We start from the raw sequence: 22,479 nt of genomic DNA on the forward strand, positions 1-22,479 counted from the left end.
TCTGGTCATAGGCGCGGAATTCGCCGAAGTACTTCGTGATGGCCGCCGTCAGCGTCGTCTTGCCGTGGTCAACATGGCCGATCGTGCCGATGTTGACGTGCGGTTTGTTCCGTTCAAACTTTGCCTTTGCCATGTGGGCCTCCTGGATCCGCGGGGCATGGCTGAAAGGGCCCCGGATTGACGTGCGCCGCGATGTATAAGGCCCGCGCGGGGAAATCAAGGGCGGGCTTGCGTGCCGTGGCTAATCATGTCGGGGTCGGGGCGCCTGCCCGCCTCTTTGCAGGAACCGCCGGGCGACCCATATCGTTTGGCAGCGCAAGGCGCCGGGCCATCAGGTCCGCGCCCATCCACAAGGGGGATTCGCATGAGCCTGATGAGAAGCCTGACCAAGGTCGCCGCCGGCGTGATGCTGGCCAAGGGGATCGGCACGATGATGAACAACCAGCATGGCGGGCGTCCCGGCCAGCGCAAGGCCAGCGGCGGCCTGCTGGACAACCTGCTGGGCAACAACACCGGCGGTACGTCGGGCGGCAGCCTGAACCAGATGCTGGGCCGCGCCCTTGGCGGCGGCACCGGGACGGGCAGCGGTTCGCTTGGCGGCCTGCTGGACAAGCTGGGCGGCCAGCGCGGCGGCAGCAGCATGGGTGGCGGCAGCCTGGGCGGAATGCTGGGCGGCCTTCTGGGCGGCGCGGCCGCGGGCGGTGCGGCGGGCCACCTGGCCACCAAGGGATCGCAGGAAAAGAACAATGCCACTTTTGGTGCGCTGTTCGACGATGCGCTGGCCCATGACGGCGAGCCGCAGGTCGCGCCCACCCCGGAACAGAATGCCATCGCCGGGCTGATGCTGCGCGCGATGATCCAGGCGGCCAAGTCCGACGGCCATGTCGACGACACCGAACGCCAGCGCCTGCTGGGTCATCTGGGCGATGATCTGGACGATGACGAACGCCAGTTCATCCGCGACCAGATGGCCGCGCCCGTCGATGCAGCGGGCCTTGCCCGCGAGGTCCCCGAGGGCATGGAGCGTCAGGTCTATCTGATGTCACTGCTGGCGATCGACTTCGACAGCGAGGCCGAGGCCCGCTATCTGAATGACCTGGCAACCGCGATGAAGCTGGACCGCGCCACCGTCAACGCCGTCCATGCCGAGGCGGGCGTGATGCCGCTTTACAACGGCGCCTGAGACCGCGCCGACCATCGCCGCCGTCCCATCGGGGCGGCGGCTTTTTCATGGGCGGTTGATCTTTCTTGTCCCGGACGGACCGGAACATTCGCCGTGCTGTGCGGTTGGCCTGCGAACCGCAAACGCATGAGGCCACAGATGTCCGATACCCCCGCCCGTCCCCCGTTCCGCAGTGGCGCCATCGCCGAGCCGCGCCTTCCCGCCCCCGATTTCCCTGCGCAGGAACAGCCCTTTCCCGGCCTTGCCCAGAAGATGGACCCCCTGCCCGACCATGGCGAGACCAGCTATCGCGGCGCAGGCCGCCTATCGGGCAAGCGCGCCCTGATCACCGGCGGCGACAGCGGCATCGGCGCCGCAGCAGCCATCGCCTTTGCCCGCGAAGGCGCGGACGTCGCCATCTGCTATCTGCCCGACGAACAGGCCGATGCCGACGCGGTCGTCTCGCTGATCGAGGCGGAGGGCCGCGTGGCCGTCGCCGTTCCGGGCGACCTGCGCGACGAGGGCTTCTGCAAGGAGATGGTCGAGAGCGCCGTGTCCCAGCTGGGCGGGCTGGACATCCTGGTCAACAATGCCGGTCGCCAGCAGTTCTGCGAAAAGCTGGAGGACCTGACGACCGAGGATTTCGACGCCACGATGAAGACCAACATCTATGCGCCCTTCTGGGTGACGCGGGCCGCGCTGCCCCACATGGATGCGGGCGCATCGATCATCATCACCTCTTCGGTGCAGGCGTTCTCGGGGTCGGCGCATCTGTTCGACTATGCGCAGTCCAAGGCCGCGAACGTGGCATTCGCGCAGTCGCTGGCGAAACAGCTGGCCCCGCGCGGCATCCGCGTGAATGCGGTCTGTCCCGGCCCCTACTGGACCGCGCTGCAGATCAGCGGCGGCCAGCCGACCGACAAGGCAAAGGAACATGGCGCAAGCCAACCCCTGGGTCGCCCCGGGCAGCCGGTCGAGATCGCGCCGATCTATGTGCTGCTGGCCTCGGACGAGGCCAGCTATATCACCGGCGAATATTTCGGGTCCGTCGGCGGCGGCGGGCTCTGAGCGACCCTTCCGGGCAGCTCAACCGCCTTGGACCCTCGCGGCACGTCTCGGCGTCGCGAGGGGTGCCGCTTCAGGCAAAGCGGTTGTCGCGCGGGAAACCGCGCGGCGCCATTCGGCCGGCACTGCCCCGCTTGCCCAGCCATTCGGTCAGGTCCGGTTCGGTCCGGGTCTTGCCGCCGGTCATGGGCCAGGACAGGCCCTGCGCCAGCGTCAGGCAGATCGCATCGACCAGCTCATCCGCCTTGATCAGCCCACCGCCCTTGCCAAAGCGCTGCAGCCGCACGCCCTTGCCGCGTGCCATCTCGGGCAGTTCGGCCAAGGGAAAGACCAGCATCTTTCGGTTTTCGCCAACCACGGCGACGTGGTCGCCCGATACCGGACGACACAGCAGCGCGTCGCCATTCAGGACCTGCTTTCCGGTCTTTGTCTGAGCCAGGATGTCCCCCGCGCCCACGATGAACCCGTCGCCCGCCCGAGATGCCACCAGATACTTCGCCCCCTCGCGCCACGGGAACATGGCGATGACCTGCGCCTCGTTGGGCAGATCGACCATCAGGCGCAAGGGTTCTCCCATCCCGCGCCCGCCGGGCAGCGTGTTGACCGGAAGGGTGTAGAACCGCCCGTTCGACGCGAATATCATCAGCTTGTCGGTCGTCTCGGCATGCAGGGCCTGGCCGGGGCCGTCGCCGTCCTTGAACTTCAGTTCGGCGTCCAGCGGCTGATGGCCCTTCAGGGTGCGGATCCAGCCCATCTTCGACAGGACCACGGTCACCGGCTCACGCTCGATCATGGCCTCCAGGTCGATCACGGGCATCTCGGTGGCCTCGCTGATCGTGGTGCGGCGCTGACCCTCGGGGCGCGACTTGCCGAACAGGTTGCGCACCTCCTTCAGCTGGTCGGCGATGCGCGCCCATTGCGCGGCCTCGCTGTCCAGCATCGCCTGAAGCCCCTCGCGTTCGGTCAACAGGGCGTCGCGTTCGGCGCGCAGCTCGATCTCCTCTAGCTTGCGCAGGGCGCGCAGGCGCATGTTCAGGATCGCCTCGACCTGCACGTCGTTCAGGCCGAACTCGGCCATCATCACGGCCTTGGGCTCGTCCTTGGTCCGAATGATCTCGATCACGCGGTCCAGGTTCAGATAGGCGACCAGATAGCCTTCCAGCACCTCCAGGCGCGACGCGATCTTGTCCAGACGATAGGCCGCGCGGCGCACAAGAACGTCGCGGCGGTGGTCCAGGAACGCGCGCAGGACCTCCTTGAGCGAGCAGACCTTGGGCACGCGGCCGTCGATCAGCACGTTCATGTTCAGGTTGAACCGGATCTCCAGGTCGCTGGCGCGGAACAGCGCGCCCATCAGCTGTTCGGGGTCGACGGTGCGGGCACGCGGTTCGATGACGATGCGCACGTCCTCGGCGGATTCGTCGCGCACATCGGCAAAGATCGGAATCTTGCGCGTCTGGATCAGTTCGGCCAGCCGTTCGATCAGCTTGGATTTCTGCACCTGATAGGGAATCTCGGTGACGACGATCTGCCACAGCCCGCGGCCCAGATCCTCCTGCGTCCAGCGCGCGCGCAGGCGGAACGCGCCGCGCCCGGTGCGATAGGTCTCGGCGATGCTGTCCGCCGATTCGACCAGCACGCCGCCGGTCGGGAAATCGGGCCCTTTGATCAGGGTCGCCAGCGTGTCGTCGCGCGCGTCGGGCGTCTTGATCAGATGCAGGCAGGCGTCCACGACCTCGTGCAGGTTGTGGGGGGGGATGTTGGTTGCCATGCCTACCGCGATCCCCGACGCACCGTTGGCCAGCAGGTTCGGAAAGGCCGAGGGCAGCACGACCGGCTCGCTCAGCGTACCGTCATAGTTGGGGCGGAAATCGACCGAATCCTCGGCCAGGCCATCCATCAGCGCCTCGGACGTCGCGGCCAGGCGGGCCTCGGTGTATCGCGCAGCGGCAGGGTTGTCGCCGTCAATGTTGCCAAAGTTCCCCTGCCCGTCCACCAGCGGATAGCGCATGGCGAAATCCTGGGCCAGGCGGGCCATCGCGTCATAGATCGCGGCGTCGCCATGCGGGTGATAGTTGCCCATCACGTCGCCGGTGATCTTGGCCGACTTTCGGAACGCCCCGTTGGGCGCCAGGCGCAGTTCGCGCATCGCATAGAGGATGCGGCGGTGCACCGGCTTCAGCCCGTCGCGGGCATCGGGCAGCGCGCGGTGCATGATCGTGGACAGCGCATAGGTCAGGTACCGCTCGCCGATCGCGCGGCTGAGGGGTTCGGAAGAGGTGCCCTGTTCGGGCTGGGGGATCAGATCGTCGGCCATGCGCCTTGGATAGGCCCCATGGCCCGCCCGGTCCAGATCGAAAAGCTGGCCGGGAACGCTGCCGTCCGCGTGGCGTTGGACGATCAAATCGGTTAATCCGATGGCCGCAACGGGGGACGGGCGCGATGATCAGGCTGGGACTGCTGATGCTGGTGACGCTGCTGGGCGTGTTCATGACGCTGGACCGGTTCGGCCAAGGCGACCTGCGGACCGAACGCAAGCCGGAACCGGCAACGCGGGCCAGCGCCGCGACCGATGCGGGCGCGCCGTCGCTGACCGCCCCTGCGGCCGGCACCCTGCCCGCGACCCCGCCGGTCGACATCGTCCCCGCCGCCAGCCAGACCCCGGAACGCACGCAGCGCTTTCCCGGTCCGCCGTTGGAACCGTCGCCCGAATATGCGGGGGCGACACCGGAGGCCGCGCAAGCTGTGCCTGCCGACGGGCCGGTGCTGTATGTCACGGCCGACCGGGTGAACATGCGCGCAGGCGCGGGCACCGACAATCCGGTCGTGGCCAGCCTGACCGGCGGATCGGCGGTGCAGGCCTTGGGACCGACGGGCGGCGAATGGGTGCAGGTGCAGACGGCCGAAGGCCAGCAGGGATTCGTCTCGGCCCAGTTCCTGACGTCCGACGCCCCATGAGGCGCGTGCTGATCACCGGCTGTTCGTCGGGCATCGGCCTGGACGCCGCGCGCCACCTGCAGGCGCAGGGCTGGCAGGTCGTGGCCACCTGCCGCACCCCGACGGACATCGCCGCCCGGCAGGCCGAAGGGATGGAGTGCCTGCCCCTGGACCTTGCGTCCGAGGACAGCGTCGCCGCCTGCGCCGAGGCCGCGCTGGCCGGCGGTCCGATCGACGCGCTGGTCAACAACGCGGCGTTCGCCCTGCCCGGCGCGGTCGAGGACATGCCCCGCGGCGCCCTGCGCGCCATCTTCGAGGTCAATTTGCTTGGCACGCATGACCTGACCACCCGGCTGATCCCGCATTTCCGCGACCGCGGTGCGGGGCGGATCGTCACCATCAGTTCGGTCCTGGGGCTGGTCGGCATCCCGTGGCGCGGCCCCTATGTGGCCACGAAATTCGCGCTGGAGGGGCTGACCGACGTGCTGCGCCTCGAGATGCACGGCACCGGCATCCACGTCACCCTGATCGAGCCGGGGCCCATCACCAGCCGCATTCGCGAAAACGCCATCCCGCATTTCGAGCGGTGGGTGAACTGGCAGGCCAGCCCGCGCGCCGACCAGTACCACGCCAGCCTGCTCAAGCGCCTCTATGAGCCCTCGGGCAAGGACCGGTTCGAGCTGCCGCCGCGCGCGGTCAGCGACCGCATCCTGACCGCGCTGACGGCGGCGAATCCCGCCCCGCGCTACTATGTCACGGCGCCGACGCGCATTTCCGGGGTCGCGCGGCGGGTTCTGCCGACCCGCGCTCTGGACTGGTTTGCGCGGCGCAACTAGGTTGGCGGCCGAAAGGCGGTGTCCCCCATGCCCGATCAATCCCTGTTCCTTGTCACGATCCTGTCCGTCGGGGTCGTCATCGCGATCCTGCTGACGGGGATCGGCGGCTTTGCCAAAGGCGGCGATTTCAACCGCAAGCATGGCAACCGCATGATGCGCTGGCGGCTGTATGCCCAGGTCGCCGCGCTGGTCATCCTGATGCTGTTTTTGTGGCTGAGGTCGATTTGATGGTCGTTCTGAACAAGATCTATACCCGCACCGGCGACAAGGGCGACACCGCCCTGTCCGACGGCAGCCGCGTGGCCAAGCACGACCCCCGTGTCGAAGCGTACGGCACCGTCGACGAACTGAACGCGACCCTGGGCCTGTGCCGCCAGCATGCGACGGGCGATCTGGCCGAACGCATCGCCGTGATCCAGAACGACCTGTTCGACCTGGGCGCCGACCTGTCGCGCCCGAACATGGCCGCGGACGATCAGGCGGGCTATCCGGTCCTGCGCATCATCGACGCCCAGATCGACCGCCTCGAGGCCGAGATCGACGCGATGAACGCCAACATCGCGCCGCTGCGCAGCTTCATCCTGCCCGGTGGCAGCGCGCTGGCTGCGCATCTGCACCTGTCGCGGACGGTGGCGCGCCGGGCGGAACGCCGCGCCACCGAACTGCTGGCGGGGGGCGACGTGAACGCCAGTGCGATCCGCTATCTGAACCGGCTGTCGGACTGGTTGTTCGTCGCGGGCCGCGTGGCCAACAACGACGGCGCGGACGATATCCTGTGGGTGCCGGGCGCCAGCCGCTGACGGGGGCGTCGCCGCAAACGCTGCGTCCTGTGACGCTTTTGCCCTGTCCTTGCCGGATTTCCCTGTCTAACAATCCTGCGACAGATGACGCAAACAAAGGGAGAGAGGCCGATGAAAGTCCTCGTGCCAGTCAAGCGCGTGATCGACTATAACGTGAAGGCCCGCGTGAAGGCGGACGGATCGGGTGTCGATCTGGCCAACGTGAAGATGTCGATGAACCCCTTCGACGAGATCGCCGTCGAAGAAGCCATCCGCCTGAAGGAAAAGGGCGCGGCCACCGAGATCGTGGCCGTCAGCATCGGCGTCAAGCAGGCCGCCGAAACCCTGCGCACCGCGCTGGCCATGGGGGCGGACCGCGCCATCCTAGTCGTCGCCGCCGATGACGTGCATCAGGACATCGAACCGCTGGCCGTCGCCAAGATCCTCAAGGCCATCGTCGATGCCGAACAGCCGCAGCTGGTCATCGCCGGCAAGCAGGCGATCGACAACGACATGAACGCGACCGGACAGATGCTGTCGGCCCTGCTGGGCTGGAGCCAGGCGACCTTTGCCAGCAAGCTGGAGATCGCGGGCGACGCGGCCCATGTCACCCGCGAGGTCGACGGCGGCCTGCAGACCATCGAGGTCAAGCTGCCCGCCATCGTGACCGCCGACCTGCGCCTGAACGAACCGCGCTATGCGTCGCTGCCCAACATCATGAAGGCCAAGAAGAAGCCGCTGGAGGAGAAGACCGCCGCCGATTACGGCGTCGACGTCACCCCGCGCCTGACCGTGGTCAAGACCCGCGAACCCGAGGGCCGCAAGGCCGGGATCAAGGTCGGCTCGGTCGACGAACTTGTGTCGAAACTCAAAGAAGCGGGGATCGTGTGATGGCTGTTCTTCTTCTGGCCGAAGTCACCGGCGGCGAACTGAACCGCGATGCGACCGCCAAGGCCGTCCATGCCGTCACCGCCCTGGGCGACGTGACCGTGCTGTGCGCCGGCGCGCAGGCGCGTGCGGCGGCCGATCAGGCCGCGACCATCGCCGGCGTCTCCAAGGTGCTGGTCGCCGAGGATGCGCGTTACGGCCACCGCTTGGCCGAACCGACCGCCGCGCTGATCGTGGCGCTGGCGGGCGACTACAGCCACATCGCGGCCCCCGCCACCACGGATGCCAAGAACGTCATGCCGCGTGTCGCGGCTCTGCTGGACGTGATGGTGATGTCGGACGTCTCCGCCGTGATCGACGCCGACACGTTCGAGCGTCCGGTCTATGCCGGCAACGCCATCCAGACGATCACCTCGGCCGACAGCAAGAAGGTCATGACCATCCGCGTGGCCAGCTTTGACGCGGCCGGCGAAGGTCCCGCGGCGCCGGTGTCCGACGCCACGCTGGCGGACGATCCGGCCCTGTCGAAATGGCTGAACGACGAGGTCGCCCAGAACGACCGCCCCGAACTGACCTCGGCCGGACGTGTCGTGTCGGGCGGGCGCGCCCTGGGCTCCAAGGAGCAGTTCGTGATGATCGAACAGCTGGCCGACAAGCTGGGCGCCGCCGTCGGCGCATCGCGCGCGGCGGTCGATTCGGGCTATGCCCCGAACGACTGGCAGGTGGGCCAGACCGGCAAGGTCGTGGCGCCCGCGCTCTACGTCGCGGTCGGCATTTCCGGTGCGATCCAGCACCTGGCCGGCATGAAGGACAGCAAGGTCATCGTGGCCATCAACAAGGACGAGGAAGCGCCGATCTTCCAGGTCGCCGATTACGGCCTGGTGGGCGATTTGTTCACCATCGTCCCGGAACTGACCGAAAAGCTGTAATCCCGCACAAGGATTGCCACGGACCGCCCCCCGGCGACGGGGGGCGGTTTTGCATTGCAGCATGTCCCGCCCCGCCCTATCGTCCCGGCGTCGGAACAGGGGATGCAGGCATGACGGTTCAATCGGTTGGCGTGATCGGCGCAGGTCAGATGGGCAACGGCATCGCGCATGTCTTTGCGGTGGCGGGCTATGACGTGCTGCTGACCGACATCAGCCAGGATGCGCTGAACAAGGCCATCGCCCTGATCGACCGCAACTTGGAACGTCAGGTCGCCCGCGACAAGATCACCGCCGAGGTCAAGGCGACCGCCATGGGCCATATCCGCACGACGCTGAAGCTGTCGGACCTGGGCCAATGCGACCTGGTGATCGAGGCCGCGACCGAACGCGAGACGGTGAAGCAGGCGATCTTCGAGGACCTGGTCCCGCACCTGAAGCCCGAGACGATCCTGACGTCGAACACATCGTCGATCTCGATCACGCGGCTGGCCTCGCGCACCGACCGGCCCGAAAAATTCATGGGGTTCCACTTCATGAACCCCGTTCCCGTGATGCAGCTGGTCGAGCTGATCCGCGGCATCGCCACGGACGAGGCCACCTATCGCGAACTGCACGCCGTCGTCGAGAAGCTGGGCAAGACATCGGCCACCGCCGAGGATTTTCCCGCCTTCATCGTGAACCGCATCCTGATGCCGATGATCAACGAGGCGGTCTATACGCTTTACGAGGGCGTCGGATCGGTCAGCAGCATCGACAGCGCGATGAAGCTGGGCACCAACCACCCGATGGGCCCGCTGGAGCTGGCCGATTTCATCGGCCTGGACACCTGCCTGGCGATCATGAACGTGCTGCATGACGGCTTGGCCGACACGAAATACCGCCCCTGCCCGCTGTTGACGAAATATGTCGAGGCAGGTTGGCTGGGCCGCAAGACGGGCCGCGGCTTTTATGATTATCGCGGCGATACACCAGTTCCGACGCGCTGACTGTCGCATTCAGGCGGGCGCGCCCTGAGAATCTGCCCAGCATGAGGGCAGATCTTCACACCGACAGGAGAGACCCATGACCAAGCCGATCCTTGCCGCCCTGCTTCTGGGCGTGGCCGCCCTGCCTGCCCATGCCGCCGATCCTGCCGAATGCGGCACCGTACGCCTGTCCGATCCGGGCTGGACGGACATCACCGCGACGAACGGCGTCGCAGCGGTGGTGCTGGAGGCCCTGGGCTATGCCCCGAACATCGCCACCCTGTCCGTTCCCGTCGGCTATGAGGCGCTGAAGGGCGCGCAGACCGACGTGTTCCTGGGCAACTGGATGCCGGCGCAAGCCGCGTTCCGCGAGGATCTGGACGCCGATGGCGGCGTGACCGAGCTGGCGCAGAACCTGGAGGGCGCCAAGTTCACCTTGGCCGTGAACCCCGCCGCCGCGGCCCTCGGCGTCGCGGATTTCGCCGATCTGGACGCCCATCGCGACGCGTTCGAGGGCAAGATCTATGGCATCGAACCCGGCGCCCCCGCGAACCAGAACATCCAGGGCATGATCGATGCCGATCTGTTCGGCCTGGGCGATTGGGAGCTGGTCGAGAGCGGTGAACAGGCGATGCTGGCGCAGGTCACCCGCAATGCCGATACGCCCACCGTCTTCCTGGCCTGGGCGCCCCACCCGATGAACGAGGCGATCGAGATCACCTATCTGTCGGGCGGCGACGAACAGTTCGGCCCCGATTTTGGCGGTGCGACCGTCCACACCCTTGCCCGCAGCGAATGGGCCGAAATGTGCCCCAATGCAGCGCGGCTGTTCAGCCAGCTGGTCTTCGACGTGTCAATGGAGAACCAGCTGATGGGCGCGATCCTGGACGACGGCGCCGATGCGCAGGACGCGGCGCGCGAGTGGTTGGCCGCCAATCCCGATGCGATGGGTCCCTGGCTGGACGGCGTCACCACGCTGGACGGGCAGCCCGGCCTGGATGCCGTGCAGGCCGCCGTCGCCGGATAACAGCCCGTGAAACCCAATATCCTGATCCTCATGGCGGATCAGCTGTCGGGGGTTCTTTTCCCCGACGGCCCCGCCGCTTTCCTGCACAGCCCGAACCTGCGGCGACTGGCCGAACGGTCGACCCGGTTCGCGAACACCTATACCGGCAGCCCGCTTTGCGCGCCGGGGCGGGCCAGCTTCATGTCGGGCCAGTTGCCAAGTCGCACGCGGGTCTATGACAACGCGGCGGAATTCGCGTCCGACATCCCGACCTATGCGCATCACCTGCGCCGGGCGGGGTACCACACCTGCCTGTCGGGCAAGATGCATTTCGTCGGCCCTGACCAGTTGCACGGCTTCGAGGAGCGTCTGACCACCGACATCTATCCCGCCGATTTCGGCTGGACCCCGGATTACCGCAAGCCGGGGGAGCGGATCGACTGGTGGTACCACAATCTTGGATCCGTCACCGGCGCGGGCGTGGCCGAGATCACCAATCAGCTGGAATATGACGACGAGGTCGCCCATCACGCGACGCGCAAGCTGTACGATCTGGCACGCGGGGCCGACGGCCGGCCGTGGTGCCTGACCGTCAGCTTTACCCACCCCCACGATCCGTTCGTGGCGAGGCGCAAGTACTGGGACCTGTACGACGGCATCCCGGAACTGGAGCCGCCGCGGCCGATCCCCTATGACCAGCAGGACCCGCATTCGCAGCGCCTGATGGATGCGTGCGATTGGCGCGGGCTAGAGATCACCGACGATCATATCCGGCGCGCGCGGCAGGGCTATTTTGCCAATATCAGCTATGTCGATGACAAGATCGGCCAGATCCTGGACGTGCTGGAGGCGACACGCCAGCAGGACACGATCATCCTGTTCCTGTCCGACCACGGCGAGATGCTGGGCGAACGCGGGCTGTGGTTCAAGATGAACTTCTTCGAAGGCTCGGCCCGGGTGCCGCTGATGATCGCCGCGCCGGACATGGCGCCAAGACGTGTCGACCAGCCGGTCAGCACCATCGACGTGCTGCCGACGCTGTGCGACCTGGCGGGCCTTCCGATGGACGAGATCGCGCCCTGGACCGATGGCCGGTCGCTGGCGCGAGGCGCGCCGCGTGGTCCGGTGCCGATGGAGTATGCCGCCGAGGGCAGCATCGCACCCATGGTCGCCCTGCGCGACGGGCGCTGGAAATACATCGCCTGCGACGCCGATCCCGAAATACTGTTTGATCTGGACAGCGACCCGGCAGAGTGCGTGAACTTGGCCGGCGATCCGGCCCATGCGGCGGTGCTGTCCGATCTGCGTGCACAGGCGGCGCAGCGGTGGGACCTGTCGGCCTATGACGCGCAGGTGCGTCATTCGCAGGCCCGCCGCTGGATCGTGTACGAGGCGTTACGCAACGGGGCCTATTATCCATGGGACCACCAGCCGCTGCAGCGTGCGTCCGAACGCTACATGCGCAATCACATGGACCTGAACGTGCTGGAGGAAAACCAGCGGTTTCCCCGTGGCGAATAGGAACGGGGGCCGGTCACCCGGCCCCTGATCTGCTTACGCGTCGGTTTTGGCGTCGCGCTTTTCCATGAACTGATCGAATTCCGCCTTGTCCTTAGCCTCGCGCAGCTTGGCCAGGAAGTCGATGAATTCGCGATGCTCGTCCTCCAGCCGCTTCAACGTCTCGGCGCGATAGGCGTCGAAGGCGCTGTTGCCGGTCGACGGCGCGGAATAGCGGGGGGCGGCGGTGCGTTTGCTGCATCCGAACATGCGTTTGCTCCAGATCATGTAGCCCAGAAGGGCCAGGCCCACGGGCCAGACGAAGATGAAACCCAGCACCATGGCGACAAGCCAGGCGGGGCGACCGCGCGCATCCAGCCAGTCGCGACCACGGGCCAGCACATCGGTGATGCGCTGCTGGGTCGTCGCCGGGCGAAGCACGGGGGTTGCGATGGTCATCTGTGGTATCTCCCTATGTTAATGTGAATTACATTTACATAGATGGGTGGCGAGGAGGGTTCCGTCAAGATCGTCGTGCAACTATTCAATCCTGGATCAGTCCAAGCCCGCGCAGATAGATCAGCGCCCCGCTTTCCAGCATTTCGGACGGCTCGACCGGGCTGCGGCAGCCGGGCTTGCCGCGGCCGAACAGCTCGACCACACCGTGGCTCAACGCCCAGATGTGGTTGGCCACCATGCGGGCGGGCGGACGGCGGTCTTCGGGCAGGCGGGCGGCCATCGCCTCGGCCGCGGTTACAAGCACGCCCTGCGCCCGCGCAGATGCGGCCGCCAGATCGACATTGCCCACGACAGAGATGCCGCTTTCGAACATCGCCATGTAATAACCGGGCCGTTCGGCGGCAAAGTCCAGATAGGTCTGGCCCATGCGCAGGAACGCGGTCAGAGGCCGCGGACGGCCACCGTCGAATGCGGCCTCCAGCCGGGCGGCGAATTCGATGAAGCCCTGGCGCGCGACCTCCTCTAGCAGGTCGTCGCGACCCTTGAAGTGGCGATAAGGGGCGGCTGGGGACACGCCGGCGCGGCGCGCGGCCTCGGTCAGGGTGAAGGCCTGCGGGCCCTTCTCCTGGACCAGGTCGGCGGTCGCCTCGACCAGGGCCTGGCGCAGGTTGCCGTGGTGATAGGACTTGCGGTCGGGGGTGATGGGCGCGGCCACTACATGCCTTCGCCGAAATAGTCCCCCACAAGCGCCTCCAGCGCGTCCGCCAGGGCCTGCGCCTCGGGGCCGGAGGTGGTCACGCGGATCTGGCTGCCGCGCGGGGCGGTCAGCATCAGCAGACCCATGATGCTGTCGCCAGAGACGGCCATGCCGTCCTTTTCGACCCTTGCCTGCGCGTCATGCCGTTCGACCACGTCAACGAACTTGGCGCTGGCCCGGGCGTGCAGGCCCTTGACGTTGATGATCGACAGGTCGCGGGTGATCGCATCGGTCATCGCGGATACCGCCCGCTGTCCAGCGCGGCCTCGGGCGGGACGTTGTAGGAATTGATGTACTTGCGCCCCGCGTCCTTGGCAAAGCCCACCGCGACCGGCACGCTGAGATGCCGCGACTTGGCCAGCTTGACCAGCATCGGCAGGTTGGCACCGTAGAGGATGGTGCGGTCCTGCACCGCGCAGGCCGGCAGGGACAGGTTCGAGGGAGACCCGCCGAACAGATCGGTCACCAGGACGACGCCGTCGCCCAGATCGACCGCATCCGCGGCCGCCTTGATCTCGGCGGTCTTGGCTGCGCGATCATGATCATCCTCGATCGCGACGGCGGCGATGCCGACCTGCGGACCCACGACATGTTCGACGGCCGAGAGATACTCTCGGGCCAATCCCCCATGCGCCACTATGACAATACCGATCAACGCGCCTCACCAAGCCCAGAAGACTTCCAAAACACCCCAAACCTCATGACGCCTGCCTTTGCGACGCGCGAGCCTCGCCCGCAGGCGATGCGTCCGCACCAGACTGCAGCGTCATGCCCCGACGCTCCAGTTCCCTGTGCCTTATTGACACCGGCCAGCCCGCATCTGCAAGCGCCAGGGCCATCTTTTCCACCAAAGTGACGGAACGATGCTGTCCCCCGGTACAGCCGAAACCGACCGCCAGGTGCGATTTGCCCTCGTCCATATGGGCTGGCAGAAGAAATTCGACCAGATCCCGGGTCCGCTGAAAGAATTCGGCGAATCGCGGATCGGCGGCGACATGCGCCTGCACGCGGTCGTCACGACCGTCCAGCGGCCGCAGGTCCGGGTTCCAGTGCGGATTGGCCAGAAAGCGACAGTCGAACATCAGGTCCAGGCCCCGCGGCACGCCACGTTTGTAGCTGAAGGAGTGCAGCGACACGCTGAGCCGCCGGTCGGGGCGCACGTCGAACCACCGCGTCAGCTCGGCCTTGAGGTCATGGGGCGACAGTTCGGTCGTATCGACCAGCACATCGGCCCGCACGCGGATCGGTGCAAGCAGGTCGATCTCGGCCAAGACCCCGGCCATCGGCGCCTCATCGGGGGCCAAGGGATGGCGGCGGCGCGTCTCGCTGTAGCGGCGGACCAGGGTATCGGCGTCGCAGTCCAGATACAGCACCTCGGGCGCATAGCCGGGAAGGCGCGTCAGTCGGTCAATCAGCTCGATCACGTTGAAGGCGGAAAAGTCGCGATTGCGCACGTCCAGCCCCAAGGCCAGCGGCGTCGGACGCGCGGGTCCGTCCAGCAGGCGCGGGATCAGCGACAAGGGCAGGTTGTCGATCGCCTCGAAGCCCAGATCCTCCAGCACGTTGATGGCGGTCGATCGCCCTGCCCCGGACGGCCCGGTGACCAGCACCAGCCGTTGGGCCTCGGGTTCGATGGCGTCGTGGTCCATGCGTCCTTCCCTATGGCGCTGCGCGCGCGGTCATGCCAGCCGTCGGCCCAGCATCAGCTGCCGCAATGCAGCGTAAAGATGGGGGCGATAGGGGCCCAGCACAAGCGAAACCCGGACCCCCAGCCAATGTTGATGGCGCACCTGTGGCAACCGGTCCTCTTCGTCGCGTCCAAGGTCGCAGGCCAAGGCCACCGGGACCGGCGCCGACGGCTCTGCCTGAAGGATGCCCACGCCCCGCGCCTCGATGCGTCCCAGCAGCGGCAATGGCGCCTGCGCCATCAGTCGGCCCGCGGACAGGCGCAGGTCGGTGCGGTCATCGGCGACCAGCGTCGCGCCCACTGCCATCAGCTGCAGCGCCAAGGTGGACTTGCCGGATCCGGACGGTCCCAGAATGACAAGTCCACCCCCGTCAAGCGCGACCGTGGTCGCGTGAACCTGCATCATGCGAATCACCTCCTGATCCGATCCTGCCCGAAAACAGGTTAATTTTCCGCCTGTGGCACGGCGTCGCGCCGGCTAAACGGTCCTGATGGCGATAACATTTGATGTTTCCGCTAACTGTTTGCGCTGACTTGTTTCGGGCCGAATCCGCCGTGCTATAGGCCGATGAAACGCCGCACCCCAAGCCACGGAGCCCCCGACATGACCACGCGCGTAAACCCGACCTGCCGACTGGAAGACCAAGGCATTACGGGGCTGGGCCAGGTGCACTACAACCTGCTGGAACCCGCCCTGATGACACAGGCCGTCGCCCGCGGAGAGGGCAAGCTGGGCCTGGGCGGGGCGTTCCTGGTCTCGACCGGCGCGCATACCGGCCGCTCGCCCAAGGACAAGTTCGTCGTCCGCACCTCGTCGGTCGAGAACAGCATCTGGTGGGACAACAACAAGCCGATGGACCCGGCGGCGTTCGATCTGCTGCATGCCGACATGCTTCAGCACATGAAGGGTCGCGACTATTTCGTGCAGGACCTGTTCGGTGGTGCGGATGCCGATAACCGCCTGGACGTGCGCGTGGTGACCGAGCTTGCCTGGCACGGGCTGTTCATCCGCCACCTTCTGCGCCGGCCCCAGGCCGACGAGCTGGCGACCTTCACGCCCGAATTCACCATCATCAACTGCCCCGGCTTCAAGGCCGATCCCGCGCGTCACGGTTGCCGGTCCGAGACGGTGATCGCGATGAACTTCGACAAGAAGCTGATCCTGATCGCCAACACCGCCTATGCCGGCGAGAACAAGAAATCGGTCTTCACGCTGCTGAATTACCTGCTGCCGGAAAAGGGCATCATGCCGATGCACTGCAGCGCCAACCACGCACCGGGAAATCCCGGTGACAGCGCGATCTTCTTCGGCCTGTCGGGAACGGGCAAGACCACCCTGTCGGCCGATCCGTCGCGCGTCCTGATCGGCGACGACGAACATGGCTGGTCCGACACCGGCATCTTCAACTTCGAGGGTGGCTGCTACGCCAAGACGATCAACCTTTCGGCCCAGGCCGAACCCGAGATCCACGCGACCACCAGCCGCTTCGCGACCGTGATCGAGAACATGGTCTTCGACCCCGAGACGCTGGAGTTGGACTTCGAGGACAACTCGATCACCGACAACATGCGCTGCGCCTATCCGCTGGAGGCGATCAGCAACGCGTCCCAGACCAGCCTTGGCGGGCATCCCAAGAACGTCATCATGCTGACCTGCGACGCCTATGGCGTCCTGCCCCCGATCGCGCGGCTGACGCCTGCACAGGCGATGTATCACTTCCTGTCAGGCTTCACCTCCAAGACGCCGGGCACCGAGGTCGGCGTGACCGAGCCGATCCCGACCTTCTCGACCTGCTTCGGTGCGCCGTTCATGCCCCGCCGCCCCGAGGTCTATGGCAAGCTGCTGCAGGAAAAGATCGCTCAGCACGGGGCATCCTGCTGGCTGGTGAACACCGGCTGGACCGGGGGTGCCTTCGGCACGGGCAAGCGCATGCCCATCGCCGCCACCCGCGCCCTGCTGGCCGCCGCCCTGGACGGCAGCCTGAACACGGTGCAGTTCCGCCGCGATCCGAACTTTGGCTTCGACGTGCCGGTCAGCGTCCCCGGCGTCAGCCCTGTCCTTCTGGACCCGCGCCAGACCTGGGCCGACCCGGCCGCCTATGACGCCCAGGCCAAGAAGCTGGTGCAGATGTTCTGCGACAACTTCGCCCAGTATCTCGACGCGATCGACGACGAGATCCGCGCCGCAGCGATCGGCTGAACGAACTGACGGCCCCTTCGCGGGGCCGTTACTCTATTCGGTCGCAGCGATCGACAGGCCTCGGCTTCGGTATTCATATCCGGCAGAGCTTGTCCTTAACCTTATTAAGACGACCGCTAGCCCAGAGACACCTCGGCCCTTGCAATCGTGCTGTTACCTTTGGTCTTAACCAAACTGGGTCCAACCCGACCCGATCGATTGACGCGGTGATTGTAACGGTAAGACAGCATGAGCTACGTCCGGTCCCAGCCATGTGACACGGCATCGATTTCGGCAAGCGCGCCTCCCACCTGCGTAGCAGCAGCGACATCTTTGACGTAGCAAGCGCGCGGCCAGACTGGTCGCAACCCCTACATCCTGGTGATGGAACACGGTCCCTCGGAAAGCGAAATAGTGAATAGGCTTGCCGTACTCACTTTTGACAAATGGAATAGCCCGTACGCGGCATGCTTCGCTGATCGTCATTACAGCGATTGAGGCACTGCCGACTGATCCTCATAGTTGAGAGCGAATTAGGGCGCCCTTCGCAATGAATAGCGCTGTTTTCAAGATCGTCCCACTTAGCCCAAGTAAAGAGCTAGGTCTAAGGCGCAAAAGTTAGCATCCGCCTTCCTTTGCATTCGGATGCCGATGCAGAGCACCGGACCGAACCTGCCCCGCCCTCGCGGGGCCGGTTCAAGTGTCGTCGGGCGGCCCTTGGCCGCCCGTCAATCAGGTCACAGTCCCAGGCAGTGGCGCATGATCGCCTTCTGGGCGTGCAGCCGGTTTTCGGCCTCGTCCCAGATGACGGATGCGGGGCCGTCCATGACGGCACTGGTCACCTCGTCCTCGCGGTGCGCGGGCAGGCAATGCATGAACAGCGCATCCGGCCGCGCCTGCGCCATCAGGGCCTCGTTGATCTGATAGCCGCGCAGCTGATTGTGGCGCCGCTCCTTGGCCGATTGCGGGTCGTGCATGCTGACCCAGGTGTCCGTCACGACCAGATCGGCACCGATGACGGCCCGCGCCGGATCGCGCTCGATGGTGACGGGACGCCCTTGGGATGCCGCATAGTCGAGGCAGGCCGCTTCGGGATCCAGCGGCGGCGGGCCGGTGAAGGTCAGATCGAAGCCGAACTGCCCCGCCGCGTGGGCAAAGCTTGCGAACACGTTGTTGCCGTCGCCCGACCAGACGACCTTCTTGTCAGCGATGGGGCCGCGATGTTCCTCGAAGGTCATCACGTCGGCCATGATCTGGCATGGATGCGTGCGGTTCGTCAGTCCGTTGATCACCGGAACGGTCGCATGCTCGGCCATCTCCAGCAGCGTCGCCTCCTCGAAGGTCCGGATCATGATCAGGTCGACATAGCGGGACAGCACGCGCGCGGTGTCAGCGATGGTTTCGCCATGACCCAGCTGCATCTCCGAACCCGACAGGATCATCGTCTGCCCGCCCAGCTGGCGCACGCCGACATCGAAGCTGACCCGCGTGCGGGTCGAAGGCTTTTCGAAGATCAGCGCGACCATGCGGCCGGCCAGCGGCTGTTCGTCATCAGGACTGCCCTTGGGGCGGCCGTTGCGAGCGGCCTTCATCGCGTGGGCGCTGTCGATGATGCTGCGCAGGGCAGTGCGGTCGGTGGTGTGAATATCCAGGAAATGGGTCATCGTCTTGGTCTTTCGGCTTTTCTCCAGCAAGCCCCGCCGGACGGGCCGGGTCAAGGGCGGATCGGGGTTTCCGCGCCCCCGCAGGGGTCGCGCCCGACCGGGCCGGAGAAGATGGGTATTTGGGCAAAGAAAAAGGGCGCATGCGCCTCATCGGAGGCGGGTCATCACGCGGACAGGCCGGCCTTGCGCGTCCAGGCGGTGATCGTTGCCCGCAAAGCCCGCCTTGCGGTAGGCGGCAATGGCGCGCTGATTTCCGGGGGCGGGATCGATCGCCAGGGTCGAACAGTCCAGCAGCAGCAGATCGCCCAAGGTGCGCAGCCATGCGCCGCCCTGCCCCACCCCGTCAGGCCCGGAAAACACGTCCAGCGCCACGGCATCCGCCGGCAGCCCCGCAAAATGCGGCGCGGGCCAGTGATGGGCCGGATAGGATTGCGCATAGGCCAGGGCAGTGCCGTCCCGCACCACGATCATCTGCCGCATCACCCGGTGCCCCAGATCGTCGCGGATCAGGGCGATCTGGCGATCGGGGCCGGGCCACCAGGCCGCGACCTCCGGCTGAGCCAGCCATCGGGCCAGCACGGGCAGGTCGTCCCTGGTGACCGGCCTGAAGGCGTAGTCAGCCATCCAGGCTGGCGGCTGCCCTGTCCAGGCGCGCCACGGCCTCGGCGATCTCATCTTCGGTGATGTTCAGCGGCGGCAGCAGGCGCAGCGTGTCATCTGCGGCGGGCACGGTCAGCAGATGCTGATCATAGGCCGCACGCACCAGATCGGTCGGCGCCATGCGGCATTTCAGGCCCAGCATCAGCCCCTGCCCTCGCACGCCTTCGAAGATCTGCGGATGGGCGGCGACCAGCCCCTCCAGCTTCTGGCGGAACAGGGCAGCCTTGCGGTTGACCTCGGCCAGGAAGGCCGGATCGGCCACGATCTGCATCACGCGCGCGCCGACCGCGCAGGCCAGCGGGTTGCCGCCATAGGTGGAGCCGTGCGTCCCTGCGACCATGCCCGCAGCCGCGCCCTCCGTCGCCAGCACCGCGCCCAGGGGAAAGCCCCCGCCGATGCCCTTGGCGACCATCATGATGTCGGGGGTGATCCCGGCATATTCATGCGCGAACAGACGCCCTGTCCGGCCCATGCCGCATTGAACCTCGTCCAGGATCAGCAGCGCGCCGGTCCGGTCGCACAGTTCGCGCAGCCCCTGAAGGCAGGCGTCGGGCAGCGGACGGATGCCGCCTTCGCCCTGTACGGGCTCGACCATGATCGCGGCGGTACGGTCGGTGACTGCGGCCTTGAGCGCCTCGTGATCGCCGAAGGGCAGCGTGCGGAACCCCGGCATCAGCGGGCCGAAGCCCTTGACCATCTTCTCTGACCCTGCCGCCGCGATGGCCCCGGTCGAGCGCCCGTGGAACGCGCCCGAGAACGTCAAGATCTCGATCCGATCCGGATCGCCTGCGTGGTCCCAGTGCTTGCGCACCATCTTGATGGCCAGTTCGGCCGCCTCGGTGCCGGAATTGGTGAAGAACACCGTGTCCGCGAAGGTGTGTTCGACCAGCAGGTCGGCCAGACGCTCCTGCTCGGGGATCTGGTACAGGTTCGACACGTGCCAGATCCGGCCGGCCTGTTCGGTCAGCGCGGCGACCAGATCGGGATTGGCATGGCCCAGCACGTTCACCGCGATGCCCGCGCCCAGGTCCAGGTATCGCGTCCCGTCGGCGGTGACGGCCCAGGCGCCTTCGCCGCGTTCGAACGCCAGGGGGGCGCGATTATAGGTCGGCAGGACGTGCGGGATCATGGCAAGGCTCCGGCGATGGAAGGGGAATGGCGGAAACGGCAACAGGGACGCGGGCCCGCGAAGGGGCCGGCGTCAGCGTCGCGAACGGGTGGTGCGTCGTTTCGTCATGGCGCGAAGGATGCGCAGCTTTGCCTGTCAAGGCAAGCGCTAATCAGGCCTTCATGCGATAGCCCGACCGCAGCCACCGCCACGCCAGATACAGCACGCCCGCGACGACGCCCGCGCAGATCAGCGCGCCGCGCCAGACGGGCGCATCGCTGACTCCGGTCACGCCATAGCGCGCGCCGTCGATCAGGTAGAAGATCGGGTTCCAGTGCGACAGCGTGCTGAACGGCTGCGGCAGCGCCTGCACCGAATAGAAGGTGCCCGACAGGAACGACAGCGGCGTGATGATGAAATTGGTGATCGCCGCCATCTGGTCGAACTTCTGCGCCATGATCCCCGCCAGGATGCCCAGGCCGCCCAGCATCAGCGCGGCCAGCAGCACGAACATCGCCGCCCAGCCCGGATGCGCGATGCCGCGCCCGGTGACCAGCACCATGCCGGTCCCGATGACCGTGGCCACCAGCCCGGCGCGCACCACCGACCCGGCCAGATAGCCGGCCAGCAGCTCTCCGGCGGACAGGGGCGGCATCAGCGTGTCGACGATGTTGCCCTGCACCTTGGCCGCGGTGATCGAGCTGGAAGTGTTCGCGAAGGCGTTCTGGATGACCGTCATCATCAGGATGCCCGGCCCGAGGAAGACCAGGTAGGGCAGGCCCATGATCTGCCCCCGCCCCTGGCCCAGGGCCATCGCGAACACGACAACGAAAAGGCCCGCCGTCATCAGCGGCGCGAATATCGTCTGCTGCCAGACGGCCATGAAGCGCATGACCTCGCGCCGCGCCAGCGTACGCAGGCCCAGCCAGTTGACGCGGCCAAATCGGCGCACGCCCATGGCGGGGCTGTCGGAAAGCAGGGGCAGGCCGGGCATTGTGGGCGGGGTCATCTGGCGGTCCTTGAATTTCTGCGCTTCGGCGGCTAAATCTCGGCATCCCGTATGTGACGGGACCAATCGCAGGTTACAAGATGGGGCGGCAGGTCAGACCCGCCCGGAAAGGCTGCCATGTCCTGGACGGATGATCGCGTCGAGACACTGAAACGCATGTGGTCCGAGGGCCAGTCGGCCAGCGCCATCGCCAAGGAACTGGGCGGCGTGACCCGCAACGCGGTGATCGGCAAGGTCCATCGCCTGGGGCTGTCGAACCGCACCGAGGAGCCGGAAGCCGCAGCCCCGGCTCCCGCCCCCGCGCCGGAACCGGTCGCGCGCGAAAAGCCTGCGGCTCCCCGTGCGGTCCCGCAGCCAGCGACGGCCCCTCTGCGCCCCGAACCCGCGCCCGAGCCCGTGGCGGTCCAGCCCGAACCGGAACCCGAACCCAGCACGCAGCCGGCCTTCGTGCCGGTTCCCCGCCGCCCGATCGTGCCGGCGGGACAGCCTTTGCCGCCCCAGCCTTCGGCCAACGAGATCTCTCCCGAAGCCTTGGCCTCGGTCCGCGAGGTCGAGAAGCGCGCCAAGAAACTGACCCTGATGGAACTGACCGAGCGGACCTGCAAATGGCCCATCGGCGATCCGGCAACCGACAAGTTCTGGTTCTGCGGCCTGCCGTCGGTCGCGGGAAAACCCTATTGCGAGGCGCATGTCGGCGTCGCGTTCCAGCCGATGTCCTCGCGCCGCGACCGTCGCCGCTGATCGCTTTCGGGCGGGCCGCAAAGGTCCGCCCGGTCCCGACCCGCCCTTGCCATCCCCGTACGCGCGCCTTACTGCGGTCCTGTTATGTGATGACATATCATTCCATGATTCGTCAGATCTACAGAAGGACCGCCCCATCCCCTCCGCTCGC

General features: G+C 66.6%; 25 protein-coding genes. 13 read left to right on the plus strand and 12 right to left on the minus strand.

The genetic code is table 11. The features are described from left to right. Positions 1-133, minus strand: a 133-nt coding sequence (locus tag FHD68_RS01650; protein ID WP_242679605.1) for a GTP-binding protein, incomplete at its 3' end; no start/stop codon positions are given. A gap of 231 nt (positions 134-364) precedes the next feature. Here FHD68_RS01650 and FHD68_RS01655 point away from each other — a divergent pair. Beyond that, on the plus strand, positions 365-1,183 hold the full coding sequence (locus FHD68_RS01655) for a DUF533 domain-containing protein (RefSeq protein ID WP_127897944.1): 819 nt from the start codon (positions 365-367) through the stop codon (positions 1,181-1,183). A gap of 138 nt (positions 1,184-1,321) precedes the next feature. After that, on the plus strand, positions 1,322-2,230 hold the full coding sequence (locus tag FHD68_RS01660) for an SDR family oxidoreductase (RefSeq protein WP_127897943.1): 909 nt from the start codon (positions 1,322-1,324) through the stop codon (positions 2,228-2,230). A 70-nt stretch (positions 2,231-2,300) separates the two neighbouring features. On the opposite strand, the gene parC is transcribed toward FHD68_RS01660, so the two are convergent. Beyond that, positions 2,301-4,544: a DNA topoisomerase IV subunit A gene (gene parC, locus FHD68_RS01665; RefSeq protein ID WP_127899301.1), complete on the minus strand. Its 2,244-nt coding sequence runs from the start codon at positions 4,542-4,544 to the stop codon at positions 2,301-2,303. Between the two features lie 125 nt (positions 4,545-4,669). On the opposite strand from parC, the gene FHD68_RS01670 reads away from it, so the two are divergent. The 9 genes from FHD68_RS01670 (at position 4,670) to betC (ending at position 12,088) form a co-directional block, all read left to right on the plus strand. Next, positions 4,670-5,185: an SH3 domain-containing protein gene (locus FHD68_RS01670; protein WP_127897942.1), complete on the plus strand. Its 516-nt coding sequence runs from the start codon at positions 4,670-4,672 to the stop codon at positions 5,183-5,185. After that, positions 5,182-6,000: an SDR family NAD(P)-dependent oxidoreductase gene (locus FHD68_RS01675; protein ID WP_127897941.1), complete on the plus strand. Its 819-nt coding sequence runs from the start codon at positions 5,182-5,184 to the stop codon at positions 5,998-6,000. Before FHD68_RS01670 ends, FHD68_RS01675 begins: the two co-directional genes overlap by 4 nt. A gap of 27 nt (positions 6,001-6,027) precedes the next feature. Then, on the plus strand, positions 6,028-6,228 hold the full coding sequence (locus FHD68_RS01680; RefSeq protein WP_127897940.1) for a twin transmembrane helix small protein: 201 nt from the start codon (positions 6,028-6,030) through the stop codon (positions 6,226-6,228). Further along, a complete protein-coding gene (locus tag FHD68_RS01685) occupies positions 6,228-6,800 on the plus strand; it encodes a cob(I)yrinic acid a,c-diamide adenosyltransferase (protein ID WP_046000094.1) in 573 nt (190 codons plus the stop codon). Before FHD68_RS01680 ends, FHD68_RS01685 begins: the two co-directional genes overlap by 1 nt. A gap of 111 nt (positions 6,801-6,911) precedes the next feature. Beyond that, positions 6,912-7,670, plus strand: coding sequence for an electron transfer flavoprotein subunit beta/FixA family protein (locus tag FHD68_RS01690; RefSeq protein WP_046000093.1), 759 nt, complete (start codon positions 6,912-6,914; stop codon positions 7,668-7,670). Further along, positions 7,670-8,596 (plus strand): electron transfer flavoprotein subunit alpha/FixB family protein, encoded by a 927-nt coding sequence (locus FHD68_RS01695; protein WP_127897939.1) that lies wholly within the window; start codon positions 7,670-7,672, stop codon positions 8,594-8,596. The genes FHD68_RS01690 and FHD68_RS01695 overlap by 1 nt, the downstream gene beginning before the upstream one ends. Before the next feature lie 110 nt (positions 8,597-8,706). Further along, the gene (locus tag FHD68_RS01700; RefSeq protein WP_045982758.1) at positions 8,707-9,582 is read left to right on the plus strand and encodes a 3-hydroxybutyryl-CoA dehydrogenase; all 876 of its coding nucleotides are present in this window, start codon (positions 8,707-8,709) and stop codon (positions 9,580-9,582) included. Positions 9,583-9,658: 76 nt separating this feature from the next. Then, the gene (choX, locus tag FHD68_RS01705) at positions 9,659-10,588 is read left to right on the plus strand and encodes a choline ABC transporter substrate-binding protein (protein ID WP_045982757.1); all 930 of its coding nucleotides are present in this window, start codon (positions 9,659-9,661) and stop codon (positions 10,586-10,588) included. Positions 10,589-10,594: 6 nt separating this feature from the next. Next, entirely contained in the window at positions 10,595-12,088 is a 1,494-nt protein-coding gene (gene betC, locus FHD68_RS01710; RefSeq protein WP_280115158.1) for a choline-sulfatase, read from the plus strand. A 33-nt stretch (positions 12,089-12,121) separates the two neighbouring features. On the opposite strand, the gene FHD68_RS01715 is transcribed toward betC, so the two are convergent. The 6 genes from FHD68_RS01715 to FHD68_RS01740 form a co-directional block, all read right to left on the minus strand. Then, on the minus strand, positions 12,122-12,523 hold the full coding sequence (locus tag FHD68_RS01715) for a DUF2852 domain-containing protein (RefSeq protein ID WP_052714837.1): 402 nt from the start codon (positions 12,521-12,523) through the stop codon (positions 12,122-12,124). 85 nt (positions 12,524-12,608) lie between these two features. Continuing rightward, positions 12,609-13,238 (minus strand): TetR/AcrR family transcriptional regulator, encoded by a 630-nt coding sequence (locus FHD68_RS01720; RefSeq protein ID WP_240542502.1) that lies wholly within the window; start codon positions 13,236-13,238, stop codon positions 12,609-12,611. Further along, positions 13,238-13,516, minus strand: a complete 279-nt coding sequence (locus tag FHD68_RS01725; protein ID WP_127897938.1) for an HPr family phosphocarrier protein — start codon at positions 13,514-13,516, stop codon at positions 13,238-13,240. The genes FHD68_RS01720 and FHD68_RS01725 overlap by 1 nt, the downstream gene beginning before the upstream one ends. Beyond that, entirely contained in the window at positions 13,513-13,935 is a 423-nt protein-coding gene (locus tag FHD68_RS01730; protein WP_045982754.1) for a PTS sugar transporter subunit IIA, read from the minus strand. Before FHD68_RS01730 ends, FHD68_RS01725 begins: the two co-directional genes overlap by 4 nt. A gap of 43 nt (positions 13,936-13,978) precedes the next feature. Beyond that, positions 13,979-14,929, minus strand: coding sequence for an RNase adapter RapZ (rapZ, locus tag FHD68_RS01735; RefSeq protein ID WP_127897937.1), 951 nt, complete (start codon positions 14,927-14,929; stop codon positions 13,979-13,981). A 30-nt stretch (positions 14,930-14,959) separates the two neighbouring features. Beyond that, positions 14,960-15,373 carry an HPr kinase/phosphorylase gene (locus FHD68_RS01740; RefSeq protein ID WP_240542501.1) on the minus strand — a complete coding sequence of 138 codons (414 nt, stop codon included), beginning with the start codon at positions 15,371-15,373 and terminating at the stop codon, positions 14,960-14,962. 198 nt (positions 15,374-15,571) lie between these two features. Here FHD68_RS01740 and FHD68_RS01745 point away from each other — a divergent pair, with 198 nt between their 5' ends. Beyond that, on the plus strand, positions 15,572-17,167 hold the full coding sequence (locus FHD68_RS01745; protein WP_127897936.1) for a phosphoenolpyruvate carboxykinase: 1,596 nt from the start codon (positions 15,572-15,574) through the stop codon (positions 17,165-17,167). 716 nt (positions 17,168-17,883) lie between these two features. On the opposite strand, the gene argF is transcribed toward FHD68_RS01745, so the two are convergent. From argF to FHD68_RS01765, 4 genes are all read right to left on the minus strand, one after another. After that, on the minus strand, positions 17,884-18,810 hold the full coding sequence (argF, locus tag FHD68_RS01750; RefSeq protein ID WP_046000086.1) for an ornithine carbamoyltransferase: 927 nt from the start codon (positions 18,808-18,810) through the stop codon (positions 17,884-17,886). 147 nt (positions 18,811-18,957) lie between these two features. Next, on the minus strand, positions 18,958-19,434 hold the full coding sequence (locus FHD68_RS01755) for a GNAT family N-acetyltransferase (protein WP_164871397.1): 477 nt from the start codon (positions 19,432-19,434) through the stop codon (positions 18,958-18,960). Beyond that, the gene (locus FHD68_RS01760) at positions 19,427-20,599 is read right to left on the minus strand and encodes an aspartate aminotransferase family protein (RefSeq protein WP_127897934.1); all 1,173 of its coding nucleotides are present in this window, start codon (positions 20,597-20,599) and stop codon (positions 19,427-19,429) included. Before FHD68_RS01760 ends, FHD68_RS01755 begins: the two co-directional genes overlap by 8 nt. Positions 20,600-20,750: 151 nt before the next feature. After that, positions 20,751-21,587, minus strand: a complete 837-nt coding sequence (locus FHD68_RS01765; protein WP_240542500.1) for an ABC transporter permease — start codon at positions 21,585-21,587, stop codon at positions 20,751-20,753. Between the two features lie 117 nt (positions 21,588-21,704). Here FHD68_RS01765 and FHD68_RS01770 point away from each other — a divergent pair, with 117 nt between their 5' ends. Further along, positions 21,705-22,328, plus strand: a complete 624-nt coding sequence (locus FHD68_RS01770) for a GcrA family cell cycle regulator (protein ID WP_127897933.1) — start codon at positions 21,705-21,707, stop codon at positions 22,326-22,328. Positions 22,329-22,479: the final 151 nt, after the last annotated feature.

The organism is Paracoccus marcusii (assembly GCF_006151785.1).
Classification (GTDB): Bacteria; Pseudomonadota; Alphaproteobacteria; order Rhodobacterales; family Rhodobacteraceae; genus Paracoccus; species Paracoccus marcusii.